This is a genomic window from Mesorhizobium sp. M1338 (assembly GCF_040318045.1).
Taxonomy (GTDB): Bacteria; Pseudomonadota; Alphaproteobacteria; order Rhizobiales; family Rhizobiaceae; genus Mesorhizobium.
This window is the reverse complement of record NZ_JAMYLL010000002.1, coordinates 128,170-153,661: the sequence shown is the minus strand read 5'-3', so window position 1 is coordinate 153,661 and position 25,492 is coordinate 128,170. Positions and strand designations below refer to the sequence as shown.

Below are 25,492 nucleotides of genomic sequence, written 5' to 3'. Positions count from 1 at the left end.
TGTCCTCAGGCTAGCAGGTCGCTTGCCTCTTCCTCGGTCAGCAGGGCCGGTTGGACGACATCGCCCGAGACGGCGACCGAGCCCTGTGTTTCACCGGAGCGCAGGATCGCCTCCATGATCTCCAGCACATGCAGCGCGAGGCTGCCGGAGGCGCGTGGCGTGTTGCCGGTTTGAAGCGAGCGCACCAGATCGGCGACGCCGAGCATGCGATAGTTGGCGCGATCGGGTGCCGCATAAGGCCAGTTGCGAGCGCCATAGAGCTCGCCTTCGCTGGCGAAATCCTTCCACTCGGTGCCGCGCTCGGACAGCGACACGGTGCCGCCGAACGTATCGGGGTCGGGCAGGCGCAGCGAGCCTTCCGTGCCGTGCAACTCGATCGGATGATTGGAGTGGCGAAAGACATCCCATGAGGCGCCGAAGGTGACAGTCGCGCCGGAGCGGAATTCGAGCAACGACAAAACGTTGGTCGGCGTGCCGACCTTGAATGTGGTGTTCTTGAATGGCCCTTCGGCGGATATCAGCCGCTCCTCCTGGCCGCGTGTCGCCATCGCCATGACGCGCTCGACCGGGCCGAGCAGATTGACCAGCATGGTCAGATAGTAGGGGCCCATGTCGAACACCGGACCGCCACCGGGTTGGTAGTAGAATTGCGGGTTGGGATGCCAGTGCTCCATGCCGCGGCCCATCATGAAGGCGGTGCCGGTGACCGGGCGACCGATGGCACCCTCGTCCATCAGGCGGCGCGCCCGGCGTCCGGCGGCACCGAGGAAGGTGTCGGGCGCCGAGCCGAGCAGCAGGCCGCGCGACCTCGCCTCGTTGACCAGGCGCTGTCCGTCGGCGGCCGAGGTGGCGAGCGGCTTTTCGGTGAAGACGTGCTTGCCGGCGGAAAGTGCTGAAAACGAAATGTCGAAATGCGCCGCCGGAATGGTCAGGTTGAGGACAAGATCGATCTCGGTGTCGGCCAGCAGCGCATCGACGCCGAGCGCCCGGATGCCATATTCTTTCGCCCGCACCGCCGCCATGTCGGCCGAGATATCGGCGCAGGCGCGCAATTCGATCCCGCCGAAGAGGGCGGCGTTGCGTAGGTAGGTCATCGAGATATTGCCGCATCCGACGACGCCGATCCCGAGTTTCGTCTTTGTTTTCCCGTGCATTTTCGATCGTACCTCCCAACGCGGTCATGGTCTGCCGGATCCGCCCATCCGGCAACGGATCGCCTTCGCAAAGGTCTATACAACATTTTAAATATTGACGCGCGTAAAATTTTTATACAACATGCGAAAATGCTGGCGCGATAACGGGAGGCTGCCAGCCCTAGGAGGAGAAAATGACAGACATGAAAAAACGGCCGACCGCCGGTACTAAGCCGTGGGTCATGTGCGCATTGGATTATTTCCGTCGCGGCCGGGGACCGTTACGGGGTCAGGCATAGATCACCTTGGCCCCGGTCCTATCAAGCTGGCTGCGTATCGGGCCGGACAGGCCATCGTCGGTGATCACAACATCGACGCTCGACAGCGAAAAGGCCTTGGAGGTCCCGCTGACGCCCCATTTGCTCGAATCCGCAAGAAGGACAACGCGCCGGGCCATGCGCACGAGGTTTCGCTTCGTTCGCGCCATGTCTTCGTTCACGTCGACCACATCCAGTGACGAGTCAATCGCATGCGCTCCAACAAAGACCTGATGCGCTACCAAGCCGCCGAGAGCCGTGTCAGCATCGGTGATCAGCGTGCTCACCGTGTCTGGATAGACCCGGCCACCGATCATGTGAACGTCGAGCCCGGGCCGATGCATCAGATGCTGCACGATATTCATCGCCGTGGCCGCGACCACGACATTGCTGAGCGGCGGTAACAGCATGGCAACCTGCATCAATGTCGAGCCGCCGTCGAAAATGACCGATTGGTTGTCCTCGAACAGTTCTATCGCTGCCCGGGCGATGCGTTTCTTTGCATCGAGGTTCGTTTGCATCCGCCGGGCGAACGCGGCCGTGGTCGAATCTGTGGTCCGGGTCACCGCGCCGCCACGGGTCTTGGTCAGCAGTCCCTTGCGGTCCAGTATCTCGAGGTCGGAGCGCACCGTGACTTCCGACACGCCAAAATCGTCTGACAGGTCCTTGATGCGAACCTGTCCGCTGCGTTGCACTTCACCCAGGATCGATTGGCGTCTCTGCTCTGACAACATTGCCCTGTCCTTGCCTCCATGCGCCAGGCGATCGCCCTGGCCTCGGTTCACTCTACCAAAAATGCGCGAATTCGAAAGCTTTCGAAAGATTGCATTTATCCTTTCTTTCGCAAACACTGGTCCAGGATTTTGAAATCAACCGATTGGAGAGTTTTGGACTCATGAGCCTCGGAACCAAGGTGCGCCTGGCGCGCCTCTTCTCACATCCATCGGGGAATCTTTTTGGCGGCGCGGTCGACCACTTTGTCGGCTATGGCGACGTGCGCAAAGGAGGTCTTGCCGACCTGCCGGGCGCGCTTGCACGCGTCATGGTAGGCAAACCCGACTACGTCAGCATCCAGCCTGGCACCGCGCGCCATCTGTGGCCGCAATACGCGGGCAAGGCTTCCCTGGTGATCCAGGCCGGCTGCTTCACCCCAGACGATCGCATCAGTGAACTGATTGCAACGCCCGAGGATGCGGTGCGCGCTGGCGCCGATGCGTTGGCCGTGGCGATTCCGGTGCGTGGCGCGACCGAGGGCAAGTACATACGCTGGCTGACCGATTCGGTGAATGCGGCGGCCCGTTACGGCATGCCGGTGGTGGCGCATATCTACCCTCGTGATTTCACCGACGGGGCAAAAATCGTCTTCACCCCCGACGAGATCGCCTATGCGGCACGCATCGGCTACGAGTCCGGCGTCGACGTGATCAAGATCGGTTACACGGGCGATTTCGAGTCGTTTCGAGAGACCGTTCGGACCTGCCCGGTGCCGGTTGTGATCGCCGGTGGTCCGAAGACCGACACGCTGCTCGGCGCCCTTCAGCAGACGGCGGACGCCATCCGTGCCGGCGCGCGCGGTGCCGTGGTGGGCCGCAATCTCTGGGGGCATGGCGATCCGGAAAAGGCAGCGATTGCCTTTCGGGGCGTCATCCACGACGGCCTTTCGGCGCAAGACGCCTTGGCGAAGGCGGGTGCCTGAACGATGCCCACCGTCCCTTCAATCCTCGGCTTCGGAGCTATTGCGATCGACGACATCGTCTATGTCGATCAGCCGTTGTCGGCGGGCAAGGGGAAGGTTCTGCAAAGTGCCCGAGCTTTCGGGGGAAATGTCGCGACGGCACTTGCCGCCGTCGCGCGGCTCGGCGGAACCGCCGGCTTCGTCGGATGGCTGGGCAGCGCCGCCGACGACGCTGTGTTGTGCGATCTCGTTGCGAGCGGCGTCGAAACCGCGTTCGCGCCGCGCCACCCGAACGCGCGCCCGGTGCGCTCGCGGATCACCGTCGGTTCGGATGGGGAGCGGTTCATCGCGTATGACGACGAAGCGATGCTGGGCACCGCGCCGGATTTTCCGGACGAGGTTCTCAGCCGCGCGACCGTCCTGATCGTCGACAGTTACGGGATCGGGTCGCTGGATGTCGTGGCTCGGGCTCGCGATCTCGGCCTTGCGATCCTCGGCGATGTCGAATGGAGCCGCGGCCCAGCCACCGAGAGACTGATCGGGCTCTGCGACCATCTCATTCTTCCGCTCGGCTTTGCGCGGACCGCCACGGGCCGCCGCTCGCCGGCCGAGATACTAGATGCATTGTGGTTGCCGTCGCGGTCCGCCGTGGTTCTGACGGATGGCGGCAGAGGTGTCTTCTATCGCGGACGCGGCGAGACAGGGCTCTGGCACCTGCCTCCGCACCGGGTTGCCGTCGTCGACTCGACCGGCGCCGGTGACTGCTTTCATGGCGCCTATGCCCTTGCATTGACGCGCGGGGCCGACACCGCAGGCCGGGTCGCATTCGCGGCCGCGGCGGCGGCCCTTTCGATAACGGGGCGGGGCGGGCGCGAGGCGCTTCCGAACAACGACCAGGTCACGGAACTCCTGGCATCGACGAACGCGCCGTCGGCAGTCGAACTGAAATATGCGCGGCTCCATACCGGAACAAAGCCCGAACTATCCGAGGAAATATTTCGCAGGTGAATATAGGCAGAGGACAATCATAAAAATCAGTGGCTTAGACTTGTGGAGGGAGGAATATGGCAGAGGTCGTTCTTGAGAATATCTGCAAGACCTACGGGAACAATTTTCACGCAATCGACCAATTGAACCTGTCGGTCGAGGATGGCGAGTTTTTGATTCTCGTCGGGCCGTCCGGCTGTGGCAAATCCACCGCGTTGCGGATGATCGCGGGATTGGAGGACGTCACCAGCGGCAGCCTTCGGATCGGCGGAGTCGACGTTGTCGACATGCCGCCCAAGGACCGCGACATCGCGATGGTCTTCCAGAGCTACGCCCTCTACCCGCATATGACGGTATTCGAAAACATCGGCTTTTCGATGCGGCTTGCAGGCAAGCCGAAGGCCGAGCGCAAAAAGCGCGTGGACGAGATCGCCAAAACCCTTCAACTGACGTCTCTGTTGGACAGCAAACCCGCGAACCTTTCAGGCGGACAGCGTCAAAGGGTTGCCATGGGCCGCGCCATGGTGCGCGAGCCGGCAGCCTTTCTCATGGACGAACCCCTTTCCAATCTGGACGCGAAACTGCGTGTTCAAATGCGCGCCGAAATCACCAGTCTGCAAAAGCAGCTCGGCGTAACGACCATATATGTGACGCACGACCAAACCGAAGCCATGACGATGGGCGACAGGGTCGCGGTGTTGAAAGGCGGCGTGCTGCAGCAGGTCGACACACCCAAGAGGCTCTATGAATCGCCGGTGAACGCCTTCGTTGCCGGCTTCATCGGGTCTCCTTCGATGAACCTTTTCGAGGCGACCCTGACGGGCGACGAACTGATGTCCGGCGCCTTAGCCATCCGGCTGCAGAATGCAGCCTTCGTCCGCAGGCCGGGCTTGAGATCGTATGCGGGGCGCAAGGTCGTGTTCGGGATACGGCCGGAGGATCTCTATGACAGCAGCCTCGAATCCGGCCGCAAGTATCAGACGATACCGGCAAAGGTGACCTCGATCGAAGAACTCGGATCCGAACATATCGTCCATCTCAACATCGACGCGGTCCGGGTGGACTCCGGCGACCCTGACGCGGTGCAGGATTTCGGCCTGGCGTCGAATGCGGTGGCGAAATTCGAACCGGTCAGCACAGTCCGCTCCGGCGAGGAAATCAGGTTGGCCCTGGATGACGCCAAGCTCCATTTCTTCGATCCCGAGACGCATCTGGCGATCTGAATATTCGCGACAAGACCCGCGGGCGAGGTGAGGCGCCTGCATAAGAAGACTTCTGAATAACAGACGATCGGCCGCATTGTGCGGTCGAATATAAAGAAGGAGGAGAAAATGACGTTTCGTATAAAGCCCACGATGCTGAAAATAGCCGCGGCCGCATGGTTGCTTGGCGCAACCGGCGCCATGGCGGATACGACGCTGGAATTCACCCAATGGTGGGAGCCCGAATTGCCGGCTGGCTCGCTCAGGGCAATCATGGATGACTTCGAGGCCGCAAACCCCGGTATCAAGGTGACGCTGGTCAGCGGTCCCTACGCGACCACGCGAGACCAGATCTCGGTTGGTGCTGCAACCGGAACGCTCAGCGACGTCTTCGGGCTCGACGGTGCCTGGGTGAACAATCTGAATGCGCAGAACGCACTCGCCGACATGAATCCGATGATGGATGCGAGCGGTTTCGACAAGAGCCAGGTCGCCGACATCATCAAGGTGGACGGCAAGGCGGTGATGTTTCCCGTGGCTTCCTTCGTCTATCCGGTCTTCGTGAATTTGGACCTCGCCGCCCAGGCAGCCGTGACCAAGCTGCCGTCGACCCGTGCGGAGTTTCTCGAAGCCGCCAAGAAGATGACGCACGCCGACAAGAACCAGTATGGCTGGGTGCTGCCCCTGTCGCTGCAAACGCCATCCGGCGTCCAGAACGACATGATGTCGTGGGTTTGGGCTTCGGGTCAGTCGATGATGGCGAGCGGCAAGCCGGACCTTGAGGGCAAACCGGTGGTGGATATGCTCGCCTTCGTCAAATCACTCAACGACGCCGGCACCATCTCGCCCGGCATTGCCACCAAGACCGAGCAGGAAAAGGTCGAGGAATTCGTCAACGACCGCGTCGGGATGATGATCGACTCGCTCGCGCATGTGAACCTCATCCGCAAGCGCAATCCCAAGCTGAACTTCGACCTCATCCCGGTCCCGGTCGTGGAGAACTATACCGGCAAGCGCGGCCTTCCCTATGCCTCCTGGGGCATCGGCATCTCTGCTGCCTCGAAACATCAGGAAGAGGCCTGGAAACTCGTCCAATATCTGATGAGTGAAAAGGTGAACGCCAAGCTCGTGTCGCTTGCAAACGCCTTCCCGGGCAACGTCAACGCCAAGCCCGATTTCGTGACCTCGGACAAGGCTTTCGGCAAGGCTTTTGAAATCTTCAAGACCGGCTATCTCGCCAATGAGTTCACGGGCCTGCCGGTGGCTGAAGACCTGATGACCCAGTTCGACGTGCAAGCCCAGAAGATGCTCGCCGGCGAGCAGTCTCCGGAACAGGCCGCAGCCACCGCTCAGAAGGGCTGGATGGCGAAATTCTGATCGGCCTGTTCCCGTTTGCTATCTTCGACCGGGTGGCCTGACTTCGGGCAGGCCACCCGGCAACAACGGATCGGCAATTTGAGATGGACCTGTTTCCGAAGCTTACCTTCTCTTGAAGGCGTATCCCAAGGTTGGCAAATGACCCGGCAAAAGCGCTCCCACCACAAGCTGAAACGAGCGGTCGCACCCTACCTCTATCTGTCGCCCTCGCTGCTCATAATCGGGCTTCTGATGCTGCTGCCGATGGTGACGGTGATTGCCTACTCGTTCCAGAACAGCGCGGTGCTGCGTCGTGACCCATCCTTTGCCGGACTGAAACACTACCAGGCGATCTTCGACGACCCCGTGTTCTGGGCTTCGCTGTGGCACACGCTCTACTTCACATGCATGAGTGTCATTTTCCACATGACCATCGGCATGGTCTTCGCGCTCATGCTGAACAGCGACCGCATCAATCCGACGCTGCGCAATATTCTGCGCGTGCTCTACATACTGCCCTGGCTGTTCACCGCGGTGATTATCGCCGTGATCTGGCGCCTCCTGCTTGAGCCGAACGGTGTCGTGAATAGCATTCTCATGCAAATCGGCGTCATCGGTTCCAAGGTCGAATGGTTTTCCTCGCCTGAGACCGCGCTGCACGCCGTCACCTTCGCCAATATCTGGGCGGGCTATCCGCTCTTCATGGTCAGCCTGCTCGCGGGTTTGCAGGGCATTCCCAAGGATTTCTACGAGGCCGCCGATATCGACGGGGCGAAAGCCTACCAGAAGCTGATCTTCATCACCATTCCGCAGCTGATGCCGATCATCATCAGCATCTCGCTGCTCGACTTCATCTGGACCATGCAGGTCTTCCCATTGATCTGGATAACGACGGGCGGTGGCCCGATCTACTCGACCGAGGTCCTCAGCACCTACACGTACAAGCTGGCGTTTTCGAGCTACAACCTGTCGCAGGCTTCGGCGAGCGCTGTGGTCATCTTGTTGATCTCTCTCGGCCTGACGCTGTTCTATATTCGCTATCAAAAGGCTCGGTAGTCACCATGAGGAAAAGGCATACGCCGAAAGACAGGCTGATCACCGTCGCGCTCCATCTAGCGCTTGCTGCGGGGCTCATTTTCGCGGCATTCCCGATCTACTGGATGCTGAGCAGTTCGTTCAAATCGAATACCGAAATCTTTGCCCTGCCACCAACCATCCTGCCAAAGGCCTTCACGCTGGAAGCGTATGCAGCCATCCTTGGCGACCCGGTAAAACTGCGCTTCTTCTTCAACAGCTATTTCGTGGCGGGAGCGGTGACCGTGCTGACGGTGCTGATCGCCTTGCTGGCGGCCTACGGGTTCAGCCGCTTCGACTTCCGCGGCAAGGGCAGCCTGAACACACTCATCATCAGCACGCAGACGATTCCGCCGATCACACTTCTGATCCCCTTCTTCGGGCTTGTCGTCTCATACGGCATCTTCGATACCTACGTCGCACTGGTTCTGACTTACCTGGTGTTTACACTGCCGTACGCGATCCTGCTGATGACGGGATATCTGAACACCTTGCCCCGCGATCTCGATGAAGCCGTGGCTGTCGATGGCGGCTCCAGTTGGACAGCGCTTTGGCGGGTGATCGTCCCGATTTCACTGCCTGGTATCGTGGCGACGTCGGTCTACACCTTCCTGTTGTGCTGGAACGAATTTCTCTTTGCGCTGACGCTGACGAAGTCAACGTCCATGCGCACCGTCCCGATCGGCATCCAGCTGTTGATGGGGCAGCACGCCTTCGAATGGAACCAGATGATGGCGATGAGCGTGCTCGGCTCGTTACCGCTCTTGCTCATCTACCTCGTTGCCCAAAGGTATTTCCTCGCCGGCATGACCGCAGGCTCGGTCAAGTAGGATGTCCATCCCAAGGAGAACCGAAGGAGCAGGCCCCCGCCTATCTCAATCGATGATTGGGCCCTGTCTGCTGGCAGGCGGCATCGCCGCGGCCGCGGCCGTCGTCACCGTTCCGCCGATCGTGCTCGTGCTGCTCTCGTCCCGCGCCACATCATCGAACGGCTGACGCAGGGCGCATCAAGGAATAGGCAAGGAATGAAAGGATGAACGTGAAAGACCTCAAAGTCGGCTGCCAGACCTTCACCTGGGAAATGCTGGGAGACCGGTTCACCGGCGGTCCCGACGATCTCTTGAAGGCGATCGCCGATGGCGGCTACGCCGGCATCGAGATCACCGACACCATGATCGGCCATTATGCCGGTAAGCCGTCGGAGTTCGCGACCGCGCTGAAGGCGTCCGGGCTGACGCTCGTCTCCTTCGCCTTCGGTTCGAAGAGCGGTTTTACGCTCAAGGAGAAGATTGGCGCCGACCTCGAGGCGGCGCAGCGCTGGATCGACTTCGCCGCCGCCTTTCCTGGCGCGCTGGTGTCGATGGGCTCGGCGACGGTCGTCTCCGACGGTCCGCGTGAAGACAAATTCGCGATTGCAGCCGAATTCTACAACCGCGCCGCCGAGATCGGCCGCAAGGCTGGTGTCGATGTCGCGGTGCACCCAAGCTCGCACCACAACACGCTGCTGTTCGACCGCGCCGATTACGACACGATCTTTGCCTTGCTCGACCGCGATCTGGTCGGCTGGGTGCCGGATACCGGTCATATCCTGCGTGGCCACAAGGACATGTCCGACACGCTGCGCACCTATCGCGACCGCATCCGCTACATCCACCTCAAGGACGTCGATGCCAACGGTACCTGGGCGATGCTCGGCAAGGGCGTCTGCGACACGGCAGATGTCATCGAGATTGCCGGCACCGCGCCACGCTTCAACGGCTGGCTGGTGCTGGAGGAGGAATCCGACACGGCCGCCGCCGATCCCGCCGGCGCGGTCAAGACCAACCGCCAGACAATGCGCTCCTACGGCGCCTGAAGAACGAGACGATGATCAAGAAACAGGACAGACGCCTCAGGGTCGGCGTGCTCGGCTGCGGCCCCATCGCGCAGTTCGCGCATCTGGAATCCTGCGTCAAGGCCGGCAATGCCGACCTTTACGCCATCTGCGACGCGGCACCCGATCTGCTTGCCCGCATGGGCGCCACCTACGAGCCCGAAAAAATGTATGGCGACTATGACGAGATGCTCGCCGATCCGGAACTGGAGGCGGTGATCGTCGCCACCTCGGACGCCTATCACGTGCCGATGTCGATCAAGGCGCTCGATGCCGGCAAGCATGTTCTGTGCGAAAAGCCGATCGGCACCTCGGTCGAGGAGGGCGAGGCGCTGGCGCAGGCGGTCAGGCGCTCGGGCAAGGTGCTGCAGGTCGGCCACATGAAGCGCTTCGACCCGGCGCTGGAGGCCGCGCGCGATTTTGTCCGCGACGAGATCGGCGAGGTGTTGGCGCTGAAGGCGTGGTACTGCGATTCCACCCATCGCTACACCAACACCGACGCCGTTCAGCCGCTGCCCGTCACCAGCAAGCTGGCGCGCAAACCGGGAGGCAATCCGAAGGCCGATTTGCGGCAGTATTTCATGCTGGCGCACGGCTCGCATCTCGTCGACACGGCGCGCTTCCTGTGCGGCGAGATCGTCGCCGTGCGCGCCCGCCTCAATGAGAGATTCGGTGCCTATTGCTGGTTCATTGAGACCGAGTTCGCCAGCGGCGCGCTCGGCCATCTCGACCTGACCGTCGCCGTACGGATGGATTGGCACGAAGGTTTTCAGCTTTATGGCGAGAACGGTTCGGTCATCGCCAAGACTTTCAACCCCTGGTACTTCCGCGCCAGCGAGGTCGAAATCTTTCACGAGAAGACCGCCACCGCCCACAAGCCGCTCGGCGCCGATGGTCATTTCTTCCGTCGCCAGCTGGAAGGTCTTGCTCAAACCGTGCTGGAAGGCACGCCGATGCGCGGCGCCAATGTCGAGGACGGCATCGCGTCGATCCGCGCCATGGTTGCCATCGCGCGCTCGGTGGAGACTGGCGAGCGGGTCGAACTCGCTTCGGTTTCGGGAGCGGTCTGATGCGTCTCGGCATCTTCGCCAAGACCTTTCCCGGTGCCGAGCCGGCCGCGGTGCTCGCGGCTGTTCGGCAAGCGGGCTATGAGACGACGCAATTCAATCTCGCCTGCGCCGGCCTGCCGTCGATGCCGGATGCGATGCCGGCAAATGCCGTCGCTTCCATCCGCGCTGCCGCGCAATCGAGCGGCGTCTCACTTGCAGCACTTTCCGGCACCTACAACATGGCGCATCCCGACAAGGCAGTGCGCGACGATGGCCTTCGGCGTCTCGCTGTCGTCATCGAGGTTGCTGCTGCCCTGGACATCCCGCTGGTCACGCTCTGCACCGGCTCGCGCAACGCCGTCGATCAATGGGCGTATCACCCCGACAATGCCACGCCGGCCGCGTGGTCCGACATGGCCGCCGAGATGGAGAAGGCGCTGGCGCTGGCCGAAGAGGCCGGCGTTGATCTCGGCATCGAGCCTGAGCAAGCCAACATCGTCACCTCGGCCAGGGACGCGACAAGGTTGATCGCCGAGATGGGATCGAAGCACCTGAAGATCGTGCTTGATCCGGCGAACCTGTTCGAACAGGCCACGCCCGACGAGGCGCGCGCTATCGTCGCCGCCGCGATCGACGAGGCCGCCGGCCACATCGCCATGGCGCATGCCAAGGACCGCCATGGTGACGGTCGCTTTGCCACGTCTGGGCAAGGCATCGTCGATTTTCCGGATTTCGTCGCGCGGCTGAAGGCAGCGGGCTTCGACGGGTCGCTTGTCACCCACGGCCTGTCCGCCGACGAAGCTCCAGGTGTCGCCGCCTTCCTGCGAGGGCTGCTCTGATGGGCGCGGCGCCGGCGATCCTGCTGCGCGACGATGCCGCACTTCGTGCCTTCGACACGGGGCAGGGCAGGCTTCCCATCGTCTTCGAGCATGGCCTTGGCGGTGATGCAGCGCAGGTCGCGCAGAATTTTCCCGACAGGCCGTCATACCGCCGGCTCACCGTCGAATGCCGCGCGCAGGGCGATTCCGGCGCCGGCACCAAACGGCCCTTTTCGATCGCGATGTTCGCCGATGACGTGCTGGCCGCCGCCGATGCGGCTGGCGTCGAGCACTGCGTCGCCGGCGGCATTTCGATGGGCGCGGCGATCGCCTTGCAGCTTGCCGCCCGGCATCCCGATAGGGTCACAGGTCTCGTGCTTGTGCGCCCGGCCTGGGCTTTCGATGCGGCGCCGCAAAACATGCGTCCTTACGCGGAAGTGGCGGAGCTCATTCGCAGTCGTCCACTGGATGAAGCGCGCGATGTCTTCGCGGCTTCCGCGACTGCCGCCCGCTTTCGCAAAGAAGCGCCGGATAATCTCGCCTCGCTGCTCGGCTTCTTCGCGCGTGAAAATGCGGCCGTCTTCGCCGAGGTGATGCAGGCGATCGCAGAGGATGGGCCTGGCGTGACGCGAGCAGCGGCCGCCGGCCTGGCAATCCCGACACTCGTCATCGGCAGCGGTGTCGATCTCGTCCATCCGCTGGCGACCGCCCGCAGCCTTGCCGACGCTATTCCCAACGCCGCCTTTGTCGAGGTGACGCCGAAGGCCACCGACAAGGATCGCCATTTCGCCGAAATCCGCGCTGCTATCGCGGGCTTTCTCGACACAAATTTCAACAACTAGGACCAGTCATGATCTCGAAACTCGTCTCAGGCCCGGCCGCTATCGCCGCATTGCCACGCGATCGCATGATCGCCGAATTCTCGCTGTGGTCCGCCGACCTCGCCAATTTCGAGAGCGATCTCAGGCGCATCGAGCCCTATGTCGATCTTCATCACATCGATGTGGCGGATGGGCATTTCGCCCCGTCCTTCCTGTTCTTTCCCGATCTCGTCGCCCGCATCGCCAGGCTGACGGCCAAGCCTATCCATGTCCATCTGATGGTCGATGAAGCAATCGTCGAGGCGCAGACGCGCCAGTTCATCGAAGCCGGCGCCGACATGATCAGCGTCCATGCCGAGAATGGCGAAGCGGGATTGCGCGCCGTTCGGCTGGCCCGCGAACTCGGCGCCGAGGCCGGCGTCGTGGTCAGGCTGGAGACGCCGGTCGAGACGGTGACGCCTTTCGTTTCCGAGGTCGCGTTCGTCACGCTTCTGGGTACGGCGATCGGCGTCAAGGGGCAGAGCCTGTCGGACAAGGCTTGCGACCGGTTGGGCACTGCCCGCGCCATCCTGAGGCAGGCCGACCGCGAGGCGGAAGTGGTTCTGGCGGCTGACGGCGGCATCCGCCATGAGACCGTGCCGCTGCTGCGTGCCGCCGGCGCCGAGACGGTGGTTCTCGGTTCGCTCGCCTTCGGCGACAAGGATCTCGCCGGCCGCATCGGCTGGCTGCACGGACTGAAGGTCGCGGCATGACGATACAAGCCGCCCTTGCGATCGATCTTGGCGGGACGGAGCTTCGCGCCGCCCTGGTCGACCGCGACGGCAAGATCCTGGCATTCGCGGCGGTGCCGACGCAGGCGCAGGCCGGCCCCGATGTGGTGATCGGCCAGATCGAGGCGTTGGCGGCGGCCGTCCATGCCGAGGCACCGGCACTTTCGACCGTCGGCGTCGGCGTCGGTGCGCCGGGACCACTCGATCCGCTGGCCGGCATCGCCGTCGGCCCGCCGACACTCGCCGGCTGGCTGGACGTACCGCTTGCCGACATCCTCGAACGGCGGCTCGGCCTGCCGGTGCGGCTGGAGAACGACGCCAATGCCGCCGCACTCGGCGAATGGCGCTTCGGCGCCGGCCATGGCGCGCGCTCGCTGGTCTTCGTCACGGTTTCCACCGGCATCGGCGGCGGTGTCGTCGTCGACGGGCGCATCCTGCATGGCCGCCGTGGCCTTGCCGCCGAGATCGGCCATATGACCATCACCAATGAAGGCGAACGCTGTATATGCGGCGTCGTCGGCTGCTTCGAGGCGATCGCTTCGGGAACAGCGCTCGGCCGCCGCGCCACCGCTGCGACAACCGCCGGCGACGGCTCGAGCTTGCGGCACCTCTCAGGCGACGCGGAGGTGACCGGCCGCCATGTCGTCGAGGCGGCACGGCTGCGGGACGGTCTTGCCTCGGCCTTGATGGACGAGGAAGCCCGCTGGCTGGGCATTGGCTTCACCAACCTCTTGCATCTCTATTCGCCCGATGTGCTGGTCGTCGGCGGCGGCATTGCCAATGGGCTCGACCTGATGCTGCCGACCATCGAGGCGACCATCAGGCAGCGGGCCATGCGCGCCTATCGCGACGTGCCGGTCGTTCAGGCCCAGCTCGGCCGCCATGCCGGGCTGGTCGGCGCCGCCAGCCTCATCCTGTTCGATGATGTGGGCACGATTGCCGCCCGCATGCCTGTCGGGCCAAGCACATTTCCGGACACGAGGAGGGACTTCAATGGCTGAGCTCAAGCTGCGCGGCGTGCGCAAGTCCTATGGCAATGCCGAGGTGATCAAGGGTGTCGACCTCGATGTCGGTGACCGCGAGTTCGTTGTCCTCGTCGGCCCGTCGGGCTGCCGAAAGTCGACGCTGCGACTTGAACGACAGCGGCCGGAGGCAGTATGCCTCCGGCCGCTATTGGTATCAAACCGCACGGATTACTCGGCGGGAACGACGTCCGCCGGCAGGCTGTCGTCCGCCGTGCCCGCCAGGGCTCTCGCCAGCTTGGCCTCGTCGAGTTCGCCTTCCCAGCGCGCCACCACCAGCGTGGCGACGGCGTTGCCGACGAAGTTGGTCAGCGCCCGGCATTCCGACATGAAGCGGTCGACGCCGAGGATCAGCGCCATGCCGGCGACCGGCACCGCCGGAACGACCGAAAGCGTGGCGGCAAGGGTGATGAAGCCTGCCCCGGTGATGCCGGCGGCGCCTTTGGACGAAAGCATCGCAACCAGCAGCAGCAGGATCTGGTCGCCCATCGACAGGTGAATGTTGGTTGCCTGCGCGATGAACAGCGCAGCCAGCGTCATATAGATGTTGGTGCCGTCGAGGTTGAAGGAATAGCCGGTCGGAATGACCAGACCGACCACCGAGCGCTTGGCGCCGGCCTTCTCCATCTTCTCCATCAGCGAGGGCAGGGCTGCCTCGGACGAGGAGGTGCCCAGCACCAGCAGCAGCTCTTCCTTGATGTAGCGGATCAGCGCCAGGATCGAGAACCCGTTGTAGCGGCAGACCGCTCCCAGCACGACGAAGACGAACAGAAACGACGTCACGTAGAAGGTGCCGACCAGCATGGCGAGGTTGATGACCGCGCCGATGCCGTATTTGCCGATGGTGAATGCCATGGCACCAAAGGCTCCGATAGGGGCTGCCTTCATCAGCACGCTGACCAGCTTGAAGATCGGCGTCGTCAGCGCCTGCAGGAAATTGAGGACGGGCGTTGCCTTGTCGCCGACCAGCGCCAGCGCAATGCCGAACAGCACCGAGAAGAACAATACCTGCAGGATGTCGCCGTCGGCGAAGGCACCGACGATCGTCGTCGGGATGATGTTCATCAGGAAGCCTGTGACCGACTGGTCGTGCGCCTTTGCGGCATAGGTGTTTACGGTCGAGGCATCGAGCGTCGCCGGGTCGATGTTGAAGCCGGCGCCCGGCTGCACGACATTGGCCACGACAAGGCCGATGACAAGCGCCAGGGTCGAGAAGGTGAGGAAGTAGAGCATCGCCTTGCCGGCGACACGCCCGACCTTCTGCAGGTCGCTCATGCCGGCAATTCCCGTCGTCACCGTCAGGAAGATGACCGGGGCGATGATCATCTTGACCAGCTTGATGAAGGCGTCGCCGAGCGGCTTCATGCTCTCGCCGACCGACGGATAGAAATGGCCGAGCAGGATGCCGACGGTGATCGCGACGAGCACCTGCACGTAGAGTTGGGCATAGAAAGGCTTGCGCCGCGCGGAAGCCGCGCCTGAATGATCTGCGATGTGCATCGAACTCTCCCTGGCCGGATGGGCGAAAATGGACCGCCCTGCGTGACTTCTCCCATCGCGGCGCTCCGGTCGCACGCCGCTGCAAGGACTTTTGCAAGCGTCGTGCCAGATCGGGAAAAGGCCGGAATCCCAGGGTTTCCGCCTTTGTCAGAGGCCATGCGGGCAATGCCTGTGCGGATTTCCGCACAAGCAGCGTTTGCCTGGGCGGATTTTCGCATTACACTGGCCGCGAAGCCGGAGGGCTGGGAGGAAGAGGAGAGGGCAGACGTCGCAAGCAGGTACCGACAGTGGCTCCCCTGGATTTGCCGGCCGTGAATTGCTGCGCGAGGCCGCGCGCGATGGCCGCTGGCTTGTCGTGGTCGTCGCCCTCGTATTTCTGGCCGGCGCGATCGCAATTGCCGGGCGCATTGCCTCCGGCCAAGCGGCAGGCAATCTGCGCGACACAGCGCTTGCGGCCCTGCCGCTGGCGGCGGGGACGCTGACCGGCGAAATCGAAAAGCAGCGCCTGGTTCCCTTGGTGCTGGCACGAGACGACGCTGTGCGGGGCGCTCTGCGCCGAGCCGGAAAAATGCAAGAAAAGGCCCTCGACGACAAGCTCAAGGCGATTGCCGGCGATGCCTCGGCGTCCGCCATCTATGTCATCGACACGGCAGGCATCGCCATATCAGCCAGCAATGCCGGCGAGCCGACCAGCTTTGTCGGCATCGACTATAATTTTCGGCACTATTTTCAGGAGGCCATGGCGAAGGGTGCCGCCAGCCAATATGGCCTCGGCACGATCAGCGGCAAGCCAGGCCTTTACCTGGCCAGCCGTGTCGACGATGGCGGCAAGCCGCTTGGCGTTGCGGTGTTGAAGGTCGAGCTAGACCGCGTCGAAGCCAATTGGCGCTCCAGCGGCTTTCTCGTCTTCGTCACCGATGAACGCGGTGTGGTGCTGGCCACCAGCCAGCCCGACTGGCGCTTTCATGCTCTGGCGCCACTGTCGGCGAAGGACGCGGCCGCTGCCCGCGAGCAGCTCCAGCTGGCCGATGCCGGCTTCGAACCCCTGCCGATCCGGCGCGGCGCTGGTGACGGTCTGGCGACGATCGACAGCGCCGGCAAGCAGCGTCAGTTCGTTGAGGTGGTGCAGGACCTGCCCGGTGCTGTCCCCGGTTGGCGTCTCTGGCTGCTGACGCCCGCCGATGCGGCACTCTCCGCCGCCGCCAACACGGCGCGCCTCACCACGCTGCTCGGCTTGCTGCTGATAGGCTTGCTAACCTTCGTGCTGACCCGGCGCCGGCGCGCCCGCCTGTTGAGACAGGAAGCGCTGGCGCGGATGAATGTCGAACTGGAGAGCCGGGTCAGCATGCGGACGGCCGAGCTGACGCGCTCCAACGCCGCACTTGCCGGCGAAATCGCCGAGCGCGAGAACGCCGAAGCCAAGGTCCGCCGGCTGCGTGACGACCTCGCCCAGGCCAACCGGCTGTCGATACTCGGACAGATCGCCGCCGGCGTGGCGCACGAAATCAACCAGCCGGTCGCCGCCATCCGCACCTATGCCGAGAATGCCGGCCGCTTTCTCGACAGTGGCAAGACCGAACCGGCCAGCGGCAATCTGATGTCGATCGTGTCGATGACCGAACGCATCGGCGCGATCACCAGCACATTGCGCACTTTTGCCCGCCGGCCGGGTGTCGCTGCCTCGCCCTTACCGGTGCGCGAGGCGATCGACGGCGCGCTGTCGCTGCTGTCCGGCCGCATCCGCGATTCCGGCGTGACCATCGTCAAGCCGCGCGGCAACGCATCGCCGGTCGTCATGGCGAGCCGCATCCGGCTGGAGCAGATCCTCGTCAATTTATTGCAAAATGCGCTGGACGCCATGAAGGACCAGCCTGATCCCCGCATCGAGATTGAACTCGCCGAGCGCGACGATCGGGTGCTGATTTCGGTGCGCGACAACGGCCCTGGCCTCGGGCCGGAGGCCGCCGGCAATCTGTTCATGCCGTTCCAGACCACGAAGGAGAAGGGGCTTGGCCTCGGGCTGGTGATTTCGCAGGAGATCGCCCAGGAACTGGGCGGCACGCTGCGGCTCGATCCCGGCAGCGCCAGCGGCGCATCCTTCACCATCGACCTGAGGCGGATAGAATGACGGACCGATCAGGGCTGGTGGCACTCGTCGACGACGATGCGGATCTGCTTCACGCCACCACGCAATTGCTGGAGCTTGCCGGCTTCACCGTGGTCGCGCTCGATGCCGCCGAGGCCGCGCTTGGTGTCGTCGACAGGAATTTCGAAGGCGTGGTCGTCAGCGACATCCGCATGCCGGGCATGAACGGTCTGCAGCTGTTCGACCGCATCAAGGCGATCGATCCGGACATACCCGTGATCCTTGTCACCGGGCATGGCGATGTCGATCTTGCGGTCGCCGCGCTCAAGGACGGCGTCTACGATTTCATTCCGAAACCCTATGCCGGAGATCGCCTTGTCGAGGCGCTGAAACGGGCATCGGAGAAGCGGCGGCTGGTGATGGAGAACCGGCGCCTGCGCGAGGCCGCCGCACAAGCCGCCGACGGTCTGCCGCTGATCGGTGAAGCGCCTGCCATCCGCCGCCTGCGCGAGGCTTTGCGCCAGATCGCCGACATGGATGTCGACGTGCTGGTCGAAGGAGAGACCGGAACCGGCAAGGAAGTGGTGGCGGACCTCCTGCACAGATGGGGGCGGCGGCGCGCAAAACCCTTCGTGGCGCTGAATTGCGGCGCGCTGCCGGAGACAGTCATCGAAAGCGAACTGTTCGGCCATGAGGCCGGCGCGTTCACCGGCGCACAGCGGCGGCGGATGGGCCGCATCGAGCATTCCAGCGGCGGCACGCTGTTCCTCGACGAGATCGAATCCATGCCGCCGGCCCTACAGGTCAAGCTGCTGCGGGTGCTCGAAACGCGCAGCGTGACACCGCTTGGCTCGAACGAGACCCGCCGCGTCGACCTCAGGGTTGTCGCGGCGACCAAGGTCGATCTCGGCCGGCCAGACCAGCGCGGCGATTTTCGCGAGGATTTGTATTTTCGCCTCAACGTGGTGACGCTGCGCATCCCGCCCCTGCGCGAGCGGCGCGGCGACATCCCGATGCTGTTCGGGCATTTCCTCGGCAAGGCCTCGGAACGGTTCGGCCGGCCAATCGCCAAGGTGAACGCCGCGGTCAGCGATCATCTCCAGTCGCACGCCTGGCCGGGCAATGTGCGCGAGCTTGCCCATTTTGCCGATCGCGTCGCACTCGGCTTTGGTCCAGAGGATGAGACGAAAGCGGCCTCCGCACACTTGCCGGAGCTCGCGGCAACACTACCCGAAAGGGTCGGTCACTATGAGGCGCAACTCATCCGCGATGCGCTGCGCGACCATGGCGGCGATGTGCGCGGCGCCATCGACGCACTCGGCGTACCGCGCAAGACCTTCTACGACAAGCTCAAGCGCTACGGCATCGCCGCGTCTGAATTCCGCAATGGCGGCGACGCGGATGCGCAACCTCGCGGACAGATGTAGAAATTGCGCAAGTGCGCTGCCCTTCGTAACGCTAGTTTTTATCCCGTCGCGCATTTCGGAAAGAGCCATGAACACGACACTTGAAACGACGGCAAACCCCTTGCCGGAAGAACTCGCCTTTCTCGGCGAGCGTCTGACGGCGTTCAACGACAGCGATATCGGTGCTTCCGAAAGGAAGGCGCTGGCGGTGTTCGTGCGCGACGAGGCCGGTGCGGTCGTTGCCGGCATTTCGGGCTACACCGCCTGGGGCTGGCTTTACGTGCAGTGGCTGTGGGTCGATGAGAAGCTGCGCGGCCAGCACATGGCCGGCACGATGTTGGACGCGGCCGAACAGGAGGCCGTTGCGCGCGGCTGCAACAATGCCTGGATCGACACCTTCAATCCGAACGCCGCCAAGGTCTACCAGCGCCAGGGCTATCGGCCCTTCGGCACGCTGACCGATTTCCCCGTCGGCCGCAGCCGCGTTTTCTTGCAGAAGAAACTGGCTTAACCGGCAAGCTTTCCGCCGCGCATCGGCTGCGGCGCGCCGGTGGTGCTTGGAAAACTGATCGGCAGGCCGCGCAGCACGCGAACCGCGAGGAAGGCGAAGCACTCCGCCTCGACCGCGTCGCCGCTCCAGCCCAGGCTTTCCGCCTGCACCACCTCGACGCCGGCGCGGCTGGCCAGCATCGCCATCATCGTCGGGTTGTGGCGGCCGCCACCGCTGACCACGAGCTTTTTCGGCCGGTGCGGCAAAAGGTCGAGCGCCTTGCCGACAGCGGCAGCGGTGAAGGCGGTGAGGAGCGCCGCACCATCCTCGGCGCCCAGGCTGTCCGCCATCGCGGAGCCGAAGTCGAAACGGTCCAGCGATTTGGGATAGGCTTTGCTCAGATAGGGGTGCTGCAACAGCTTGGCGAGCCGGGCCTCGTCGACCTTGCCCTCACGGCCAAGCGCGCCGTCACGGTCCATTTCGCCCAGTCCCTTCGATTTGATGAAATCGTTGAGCGGCGCGTTGGCCGGCCCGGTGTCGAAGGCAACGACATTGTCGGCGCCGTCCCACCAGGTGATGTTGGCGACGCCACCGAGATTGAGCACCGCCACCTCGCCATTGGCGCCGGCGCTGCGCATCAGCGCGGTGTGATAGGCCGCGGCCAAGGGCGCGCCTTGCCCGCCGGCGCGCATGTCGGCCGAGCGGAAGTCATAGGCGACCTTGGTGCCCAACAGGGCGTGCATCAGCTCGCCATCGCCGAGCTGCCGGGTCTGGCCGAGACGTCCAAATTGCGGCGCACGATGCAGCACGGTCTGGCCGTGAAAGCCGACGACGCCGATATCGGCCATCGTCATGCCATAGCCTTCGACCAGCTCCTTGACCGCCGCCGACTGGGCACGCGTCAGGGCTTCCTCCGCCTGGCGAAAAATCGCCGGCTCCGGCCCGACAAAATTCCAGGCCCGTGCCTGCTTCAGCGTCTCTTCCAGCAGGGTGCGGATCGACGAGGGATAAGGCATCAGCCGATAGGTGCCGAAATCGTCGATCCGTTCGCCATCGGTCTTGATCAGCGCGACGTCGATGTTTCCGTCCAGCACGGTGCCGGTCATCAGGCCGACGGCCCAGATTGGTTCCATTATTGAGCTCCATTGACGAGATCGCCGACCGCCTGCCGAAGCGAAACGATGCCGCTATCGAAATGACGTGTCGGATGGATCCGGTTGGTGAGCAAGGTCCAGGCCTTGCCACTGTCGAAGTCGATCCACAGCCCGGTGCCCGTAAAGCCGGTGTGGCCGATGGTTCCCGGGCTGCACAAGGCCCCGCCGGACCAGCCCGCATAGGGGCGCTCCCAGCCATGGGTGCGGGTGGCGGACAAGGGCGTGCGCATCAGCGCGATCGAACGCTCGGACGCGCCGTTGCCATCCAATAGTCCTTGCGCGAAATCCAGCACCGAAGCGGCCGTTCCGAACAGGCCGGCGTGACCCGCGCCCTGCAGCGCCGAGCAATTGTCGTCGTGGACCTCGCCGGACAGCACGCGGTGGCGCCAGGTGCAGTCCTCGGTCGCCGCTGACGCATCGGCGTCGGCGGAGAACGCAAAGCCGGGGCCGGGATCCATTTCCCGGATCGTCTTTCCCGACAGCCGCTCCAGCGCAAAACCGAGCAGGATGAAGTTGATGTCGGAATAGACGGGGTCGCGGGCCCGCCACTCGCGCTGCAGGATGAAGGCGCGTAGCAGGTCGGGATCGCGCCCGTAAGTGTAGATCGGCTCGACAGCCGGAAAGGGCGTCTGGTGGCCGAGGCACTGGCGAAACGTCACGTTCCGCTCCCAGGCCTTTGCATCATACTGGCGAAGGTCGGGCAGGGCGGAAGTAAGCGGCGCATCGAGATCGATGACGCCCTGTTGCGCGAGCGTCAGGATGCGCGGTGTGGTGAAGATGACCTTGGTCAGCGATGCCAGGTCGAACCAGGTGTTGTCCTGCATGGGGCGGGGCTTCGGCACGAGTTGCGCCGAGCCGATCGATCGGATGATGCGTTCGCCATGTTTGTCGACAATGCCGAGCACGCCGCCGGGGATGCGCTTGGCGGAAACCGCTGCTGCGAGGGGCTGGAAGGCGCGATTGAAGAGCTCGGGGAGGTCGCTCAATGTCGGCCTCCGTCCGAGAGGCCGCGATCCGTCACACCCCCCTCTGTCCTGCCGGACATCTCCCCCGCAAGGGGGGAGATTGGCAGCGTTGATGTTCCGCCAACCTTCCAATGTTGGAGATTGGCGAAAGCCGTGGCGACATCCGATCTCCCCCCTTGCGGGGGAGATGCCCGGCAGGGCAGAGGGGGGTGCTGTCCCTCCGAGTTTAGAAGTGCCTGCGCACCACTCATCACACCTCCACCCTCGCCATATGATCCAGCCCAAACTGCTCCCACCTCGCCGGTGCCGGCTCATACCCCTGCGGGCGCACGAGCGAGGGAACCTGGCGCGTGTCGAGCTCGAAATGTTCGTGGCGCCGGTCGATGGTCGGAACGGCGGCGATCAGTTTCTTCGTATAGGAATGCTTCGGCTTCGACAGCACCGAGGTCGCGTCGCCGATCTCGACGATCTGGCCGGCATAGATGACGGCAATGCGATGGGCGATCCGCTCGACGACCGCCATGTCGTGCGAGATGAACAGGTAGGCCAGCCCAAACTCGCGCTGCAGGTCGACCAGAAGCTCCAGCACTTTCGCCTGTACCGAGACATCCAGGGCGGACACGGCTTCGTCGAGAACGACGACGGAAGGGTTGAGCATCAGCGCGCGGGCGATGCACAGCCTTTGCCGCTGGCCACCGGAGAATTCATGGGGATAGCGTTCGAGACTGTTTTTTGGCAGGCCGACGCGTTCCAGCAGGCTCGCCATCCTGGCCCGCGTTCCGGCATCCACCCGGCCGCCGGTCGCGATCACCGGTTCGGCCAGAATGCTCTCGATGCTGAGCCTCGGATTGAGCGAGGCGTAGGGATTCTGGAACACCATCTGCACGGGCAGGGCGCTTTGTTGCGCAGAAGCTTCTCTTGCGCCAACCGAGAAGCTGCCGCGCGTCGACCGCACCAGCCCCAGCACCGCACGTGCGGTGGTCGATTTGCCCGAGCCGCTTTCGCCGACGATGGCCAGCGTCTCGCCTGGCATCAGGTCGAAATCGACGCCGTCAACGGCATGCACCGCGCCCGTGGCGCGGCTGAAGAAATTGCTCCTGAGCGGAAACCGCACCACGAGGCCGTCGACCTTCAAGGCCGGCTCGTGGCTCGCGCCCTTGTCGCGCCGTCCGTCCGAACGCGTCGTGCTGCCATTGGTGAAATGCGGCACGTCCTGCAGCAGATGCTGCGTATACGGATGCCGCGCATTGTCGAGGATCTGGTTCAACTCGCCTTGCTCGACGGCCTGGCCGTTCTGCATCACCATCACCTTGTCGGCGATGCCGGCCACCAGGCCGATGTCGTGCGTGATGAAGATCATCGACATGCCGGTTTCGCGCTTCAGTTCGGCAAGCAGCGCCATGATCTGCGCCTGCACCGTCACGTCGAGTGCCGTCGTCGGCTCGTCGGCGATCAGCAGGCGCGGATTGCAGGCCAGCGCAATGGCGATCATCACCCGCTGCAGCATGCCGCCCGACAGCTGGTTGGGCGTGTATTTCAGCCGCCGCGCGGCATCGGGAATGCGCACGCGGTCGAGCGCATCCTTGGCCGCCGCCGTGGCTTGTCTTCCGGTCAGGCCGCGGTGCAGCCGAAAGGATTCCTCGATCTGCCAGCCGATGGTCAGCACCGGGTTGAGCGAGGTCATCGGTTCCTGGAAGATCATGCCGATCTCGGCGCCGCGAATGCCGGTCAGTTGCGGCTCGGTCGCGGTCATCAGGTCGAAAAGGCTGCCGTCGGCGCGTTTCAGTTTCATGGCGCCGCCAGTGATGCGGCCGCCGCCGAAATCGATGAGCCGATTGATCGAGAGCGCGGTGACGGACTTGCCCGAGCCGCTTTCGCCGACAATCGCCAGCGTCTCGCCATCGGCGAGATCGAAGCTGACGCCGCGCACCACCTCATTGGCTTGCGGATTGCGGCCAAAGCCGACGCGTAGGTCGCGAACGGAGAGCAGCGGGGTCATGCCGGCGCCCTCCGCATCCTAGGGTCGAGGATGTCGCGCAAGGCGTCGCCCAGCAGGTTGAAGCCGAGAATGCTGATCATGATCGTCAGCCCCGGGAAGATCATCAGCCAGGGCGCGGTCTCCATCAGATTGCGGCTGTCGCTCAGCATCAGGCCGAGCGAGGCCGCCGGCGGCTGCGTGCCAAGGCCAAGGAAGCTCAAGCCTGCTTCGGTCAGAAGCGACCACGCCAGCGCCAGCGTCACCTGCACGGTCAACGGCGCCACCAGATTGAGCAGCAGATGGCGCGTCACGATGTAGCTCGAACTGCTGCCGAAGGTGCGTGCGGCATCGACGAATTCACGTGCCTTGAGCGAAAGCGCAGGGCCGCGCACCACGCGGGTGAAGATCGGCGTGTAAACGATGCCGATGGCAACGACGCTGGTCCAGGTGCCGGGTCCGGCGACGGTGACGATGAGCAGCGCCAGGAGGATCGCCGGGAAGGCCAGCAGCACGTCCATGATCCGCATGACGATGCCGTCCCATCGGCGTCCGAGCCAGGCGGCGGCCAGCCCGAGCACGGTGCCGGCAAGGGTGGCGAAGGCCACGGAGAAGAAGGCGACCGTGAAGGACTGGCCGACGCCGGCCATCAGCCGGCTGGCCACATCACGGCCGAACAGGTCGGTGCCCATCCAATAGGCGCCGCTGGGCGAATGCAGCCGGTCGACCCGGAATTGCGTGATCGGGTTGTGCGGCGTCAGCCCCAGCATGCCGAGGATGGCGACCGTGAGATAGACGCCGACGATGACGCCGCCGATGCGGCCGCTGCCGTGGCCGAAGATGGCGCGCAGGATGCGCATCAGGACTCTCCCAGCCGGATGCGCGGGTCGAGCGCGACATAGGCGAGATCGACCAGGAGATTGACGATCATGAAGTTCAAGGCGATGAACAGCACGCTGCCCTGCACCAGCGCGTAGTCGCGCTGCTGGATCGCATCCAGAACCATGCGACCGAGGCCGGGCAGGGCGTAGATCTGCTCGACGATGACGGCGCCGCCCAGGAGGTAGCCGAACTCGATGCCGCTCAGCGTCACGACAGGGATCAGCGCGTTGGGCAGAGCGTGCCGCCAGATGACGCTGCGCGCCGAGGCGCCCTTGCTGCGCGCGGTCCGCACATAGTCGTCGCTCAACACGTCGAGCATGGCCGAACGCGATATACGGGTGACCGACGCGGCGAAGGCGAAGCCGAGCGTGATGGCGGGCAGGATCAATTGGCTGAGATTGCGTAAGGGATCCTGCCAGAGCGGCGCGAATTCGCCCATCGCCGGCAGCACGCCGAAGCCGGCCGACAGCGTGTAGATGATCAGCAGGCCTAGCACGAAGCTCGGCGTCGACTGGCCGATCATGGCGAAGATGCGCACACCCAAATCGGATAGCTTCTCATTGTGCGTGGCGGCATAGATCCCGGCCGGCATGCCGGCCGCGAGCGCGATGACCATCGACAGAACGGCCAGTTCAAGCGTCAGTGGGAAGCGCTCGATGATGACGTCGAGCACCTGCCTGCCATAGGTGACCGAGATGCCGAGATTGCCATGCAGGATGCCGCCTATCCAGCGCCAGTACTGGACGAACCAGGGCTGGTCGATGCCGAAATAGGCGGCGAGCGAGTCGCGCTGTGCCGGCGTCAGCAGGCCGGCTTCGGTCCCCAGCATCGCCGTGATCGAATCGCCCGGCACCGTCCGGATCGCCACGAAGACCAGGATGGACACGCCAAGCAGGACGAGAGGAAACGTCGCCAGTCGTCGCATCAGATAGTTCAC

The 25,492-nt window shown here is 63.8% G+C and carries 23 protein-coding genes and 1 pseudogene; 16 read left to right on the top strand and 8 right to left on the bottom strand.

The genetic code is table 11. The features are described from left to right. Positions 1-5: 5 nt before the first annotated feature. Positions 6-1,154, bottom strand: coding sequence for a Gfo/Idh/MocA family protein (locus NKH19_RS02680; RefSeq protein WP_352981694.1), 1,149 nt, complete (start codon positions 1,152-1,154; stop codon positions 6-8). A 268-nt stretch (positions 1,155-1,422) separates the two neighbouring features. Next, a complete protein-coding gene (locus NKH19_RS02675; RefSeq protein ID WP_027036118.1) occupies positions 1,423-2,184 on the bottom strand; it encodes a DeoR/GlpR family DNA-binding transcription regulator in 762 nt (253 codons plus the stop codon). Positions 2,185-2,345: 161 nt separating this feature from the next. Here NKH19_RS02675 and NKH19_RS02670 point away from each other — a divergent pair, with 161 nt between their 5' ends. The 13 genes and pseudogenes from NKH19_RS02670 to NKH19_RS02610 all read left to right on the top strand — a co-directional run. Beyond that, a complete protein-coding gene (locus tag NKH19_RS02670; RefSeq protein WP_023756676.1) occupies positions 2,346-3,146 on the top strand; it encodes a beta/alpha barrel domain-containing protein in 801 nt (266 codons plus the stop codon). 3 nt (positions 3,147-3,149) lie between these two features. Continuing rightward, entirely contained in the window at positions 3,150-4,133 is a 984-nt protein-coding gene (locus NKH19_RS02665; RefSeq protein WP_352981693.1) for a PfkB family carbohydrate kinase, read from the top strand. A gap of 56 nt (positions 4,134-4,189) precedes the next feature. Next, positions 4,190-5,335, top strand: a complete 1,146-nt coding sequence (locus NKH19_RS02660) for an ABC transporter ATP-binding protein (RefSeq protein ID WP_352981692.1) — start codon at positions 4,190-4,192, stop codon at positions 5,333-5,335. Between the two features lie 108 nt (positions 5,336-5,443). Then, positions 5,444-6,691 (top strand): ABC transporter substrate-binding protein, encoded by a 1,248-nt coding sequence (locus NKH19_RS02655; RefSeq protein WP_352981691.1) that lies wholly within the window; start codon positions 5,444-5,446, stop codon positions 6,689-6,691. A 138-nt stretch (positions 6,692-6,829) separates the two neighbouring features. Continuing rightward, complete coding sequence (locus NKH19_RS02650) at positions 6,830-7,726, top strand: carbohydrate ABC transporter permease (protein ID WP_352981690.1); 897 nt, start codon at positions 6,830-6,832, stop codon at positions 7,724-7,726. Between the two features lie 5 nt (positions 7,727-7,731). Continuing rightward, positions 7,732-8,574 carry a carbohydrate ABC transporter permease gene (locus NKH19_RS02645; RefSeq protein WP_352981689.1) on the top strand — a complete coding sequence of 281 codons (843 nt, stop codon included), beginning with the start codon at positions 7,732-7,734 and terminating at the stop codon, positions 8,572-8,574. A gap of 203 nt (positions 8,575-8,777) precedes the next feature. Beyond that, complete coding sequence (locus NKH19_RS02640; protein ID WP_352981688.1) at positions 8,778-9,599, top strand: sugar phosphate isomerase/epimerase family protein; 822 nt, start codon at positions 8,778-8,780, stop codon at positions 9,597-9,599. A gap of 11 nt (positions 9,600-9,610) precedes the next feature. Further along, positions 9,611-10,687: a Gfo/Idh/MocA family protein gene (locus NKH19_RS02635; protein WP_352981687.1), complete on the top strand. Its 1,077-nt coding sequence runs from the start codon at positions 9,611-9,613 to the stop codon at positions 10,685-10,687. Continuing rightward, positions 10,687-11,505: a sugar phosphate isomerase/epimerase family protein gene (locus tag NKH19_RS02630; RefSeq protein WP_352981686.1), complete on the top strand. Its 819-nt coding sequence runs from the start codon at positions 10,687-10,689 to the stop codon at positions 11,503-11,505. Before NKH19_RS02635 ends, NKH19_RS02630 begins: the two co-directional genes overlap by 1 nt. Beyond that, positions 11,505-12,326 carry an alpha/beta fold hydrolase gene (locus tag NKH19_RS02625; protein ID WP_352981685.1) on the top strand — a complete coding sequence of 274 codons (822 nt, stop codon included), beginning with the start codon at positions 11,505-11,507 and terminating at the stop codon, positions 12,324-12,326. Before NKH19_RS02630 ends, NKH19_RS02625 begins: the two co-directional genes overlap by 1 nt. A gap of 8 nt (positions 12,327-12,334) precedes the next feature. Continuing rightward, positions 12,335-13,057, top strand: a complete 723-nt coding sequence (locus tag NKH19_RS02620) for a ribulose-phosphate 3-epimerase (RefSeq protein WP_352867271.1) — start codon at positions 12,335-12,337, stop codon at positions 13,055-13,057. Then, positions 13,054-14,076: an ROK family protein gene (locus NKH19_RS02615; RefSeq protein ID WP_352981684.1), complete on the top strand. Its 1,023-nt coding sequence runs from the start codon at positions 13,054-13,056 to the stop codon at positions 14,074-14,076. Before NKH19_RS02620 ends, NKH19_RS02615 begins: the two co-directional genes overlap by 4 nt. Then, positions 14,069-14,203: pseudogene (locus NKH19_RS02610) on the top strand (ABC transporter); the annotation flags it as partial. The gene NKH19_RS02615 and the pseudogene NKH19_RS02610, both read left to right, overlap by 8 nt. 65 nt (positions 14,204-14,268) lie before the next feature. Here the strand turns inward: NKH19_RS02610 and NKH19_RS02605 are convergent. Further along, on the bottom strand, positions 14,269-15,597 hold the full coding sequence (locus NKH19_RS02605) for a dicarboxylate/amino acid:cation symporter (protein WP_352867265.1): 1,329 nt from the start codon (positions 15,595-15,597) through the stop codon (positions 14,269-14,271). A gap of 316 nt (positions 15,598-15,913) precedes the next feature. Between NKH19_RS02605 and NKH19_RS02600 the strand changes: the two genes are divergently transcribed. The 3 genes from NKH19_RS02600 to NKH19_RS02590 all read left to right on the top strand — a co-directional run bounded on the left by NKH19_RS02600 (position 15,914) and on the right by NKH19_RS02590 (position 19,600). Then, positions 15,914-17,725 carry a sensor histidine kinase gene (locus tag NKH19_RS02600; RefSeq protein ID WP_352981683.1) on the top strand — a complete coding sequence of 604 codons (1,812 nt, stop codon included), beginning with the start codon at positions 15,914-15,916 and terminating at the stop codon, positions 17,723-17,725. Further along, positions 17,722-19,110: a sigma-54-dependent transcriptional regulator gene (locus tag NKH19_RS02595; protein ID WP_352981682.1), complete on the top strand. Its 1,389-nt coding sequence runs from the start codon at positions 17,722-17,724 to the stop codon at positions 19,108-19,110. The genes NKH19_RS02600 and NKH19_RS02595 overlap by 4 nt, the downstream gene beginning before the upstream one ends. A 67-nt stretch (positions 19,111-19,177) precedes the next feature. After that, a complete protein-coding gene (locus NKH19_RS02590) occupies positions 19,178-19,600 on the top strand; it encodes a GNAT family N-acetyltransferase (protein WP_352981681.1) in 423 nt (140 codons plus the stop codon). On the opposite strand, the gene NKH19_RS02585 is transcribed toward NKH19_RS02590, so the two are convergent. The 5 genes from NKH19_RS02585 to NKH19_RS02565 all read right to left on the bottom strand — a co-directional run bounded on the left by NKH19_RS02585 (position 19,597) and on the right by NKH19_RS02565 (position 25,492). Beyond that, positions 19,597-20,712: an anhydro-N-acetylmuramic acid kinase gene (locus tag NKH19_RS02585; protein WP_352981680.1), complete on the bottom strand. Its 1,116-nt coding sequence runs from the start codon at positions 20,710-20,712 to the stop codon at positions 19,597-19,599. The two genes, NKH19_RS02590 and NKH19_RS02585, sit on opposite strands and share 4 nt — an antisense overlap. Next, positions 20,712-21,719 (bottom strand): serine hydrolase domain-containing protein, encoded by a 1,008-nt coding sequence (locus NKH19_RS02580; protein ID WP_352968139.1) that lies wholly within the window; start codon positions 21,717-21,719, stop codon positions 20,712-20,714. The genes NKH19_RS02585 and NKH19_RS02580 overlap by 1 nt, the downstream gene beginning before the upstream one ends. Before the next feature lie 229 nt (positions 21,720-21,948). Further along, a complete protein-coding gene (locus NKH19_RS02575; RefSeq protein ID WP_352968140.1) occupies positions 21,949-23,697 on the bottom strand; it encodes an ABC transporter ATP-binding protein in 1,749 nt (582 codons plus the stop codon). Continuing rightward, complete coding sequence (locus tag NKH19_RS02570) at positions 23,694-24,533, bottom strand: ABC transporter permease (RefSeq protein ID WP_352981679.1); 840 nt, start codon at positions 24,531-24,533, stop codon at positions 23,694-23,696. Before NKH19_RS02570 ends, NKH19_RS02575 begins: the two co-directional genes overlap by 4 nt. Next, entirely contained in the window at positions 24,533-25,492 is a 960-nt protein-coding gene (locus NKH19_RS02565; RefSeq protein WP_352981678.1) for an ABC transporter permease, read from the bottom strand. Before NKH19_RS02565 ends, NKH19_RS02570 begins: the two co-directional genes overlap by 1 nt.

Coding starts and splice junctions, on each gene's coding strand:
- NKH19_RS02680 (WP_352981694.1), bottom strand. CDS start 1,154: ATGCACGGGAAAACAAAGACGAAACTCGGGATCGGCGTCGTCGGATGC.
- NKH19_RS02675 (WP_027036118.1), bottom strand. CDS start 2,184: ATGTTGTCAGAGCAGAGACGCCAATCGATCCTGGGTGAAGTGCAACGC.
- NKH19_RS02670 (WP_023756676.1), top strand. CDS start 2,346: ATGAGCCTCGGAACCAAGGTGCGCCTGGCGCGCCTCTTCTCACATCCA.
- NKH19_RS02665 (WP_352981693.1), top strand. CDS start 3,150: ATGCCCACCGTCCCTTCAATCCTCGGCTTCGGAGCTATTGCGATCGAC.
- NKH19_RS02660 (WP_352981692.1), top strand. CDS start 4,190: ATGGCAGAGGTCGTTCTTGAGAATATCTGCAAGACCTACGGGAACAAT.
- NKH19_RS02655 (WP_352981691.1), top strand. CDS start 5,444: ATGACGTTTCGTATAAAGCCCACGATGCTGAAAATAGCCGCGGCCGCA.
- NKH19_RS02650 (WP_352981690.1), top strand. CDS start 6,830: ATGACCCGGCAAAAGCGCTCCCACCACAAGCTGAAACGAGCGGTCGCA.
- NKH19_RS02645 (WP_352981689.1), top strand. CDS start 7,732: ATGAGGAAAAGGCATACGCCGAAAGACAGGCTGATCACCGTCGCGCTC.
- NKH19_RS02640 (WP_352981688.1), top strand. CDS start 8,778: ATGAACGTGAAAGACCTCAAAGTCGGCTGCCAGACCTTCACCTGGGAA.
- NKH19_RS02635 (WP_352981687.1), top strand. CDS start 9,611: ATGATCAAGAAACAGGACAGACGCCTCAGGGTCGGCGTGCTCGGCTGC.
- NKH19_RS02630 (WP_352981686.1), top strand. CDS start 10,687: ATGCGTCTCGGCATCTTCGCCAAGACCTTTCCCGGTGCCGAGCCGGCC.
- NKH19_RS02625 (WP_352981685.1), top strand. CDS start 11,505: ATGGGCGCGGCGCCGGCGATCCTGCTGCGCGACGATGCCGCACTTCGT.
- NKH19_RS02620 (WP_352867271.1), top strand. CDS start 12,335: ATGATCTCGAAACTCGTCTCAGGCCCGGCCGCTATCGCCGCATTGCCA.
- NKH19_RS02615 (WP_352981684.1), top strand. CDS start 13,054: ATGACGATACAAGCCGCCCTTGCGATCGATCTTGGCGGGACGGAGCTT.
- NKH19_RS02605 (WP_352867265.1), bottom strand. CDS start 15,597: ATGCACATCGCAGATCATTCAGGCGCGGCTTCCGCGCGGCGCAAGCCT.
- NKH19_RS02595 (WP_352981682.1), top strand. CDS start 17,722: ATGACGGACCGATCAGGGCTGGTGGCACTCGTCGACGACGATGCGGAT.
- NKH19_RS02590 (WP_352981681.1), top strand. CDS start 19,178: ATGAACACGACACTTGAAACGACGGCAAACCCCTTGCCGGAAGAACTC.
- NKH19_RS02585 (WP_352981680.1), bottom strand. CDS start 20,712: ATGGAACCAATCTGGGCCGTCGGCCTGATGACCGGCACCGTGCTGGAC.
- NKH19_RS02575 (WP_352968140.1), bottom strand. CDS start 23,697: ATGACCCCGCTGCTCTCCGTTCGCGACCTACGCGTCGGCTTTGGCCGC.
- NKH19_RS02570 (WP_352981679.1), bottom strand. CDS start 24,533: ATGCGCATCCTGCGCGCCATCTTCGGCCACGGCAGCGGCCGCATCGGC.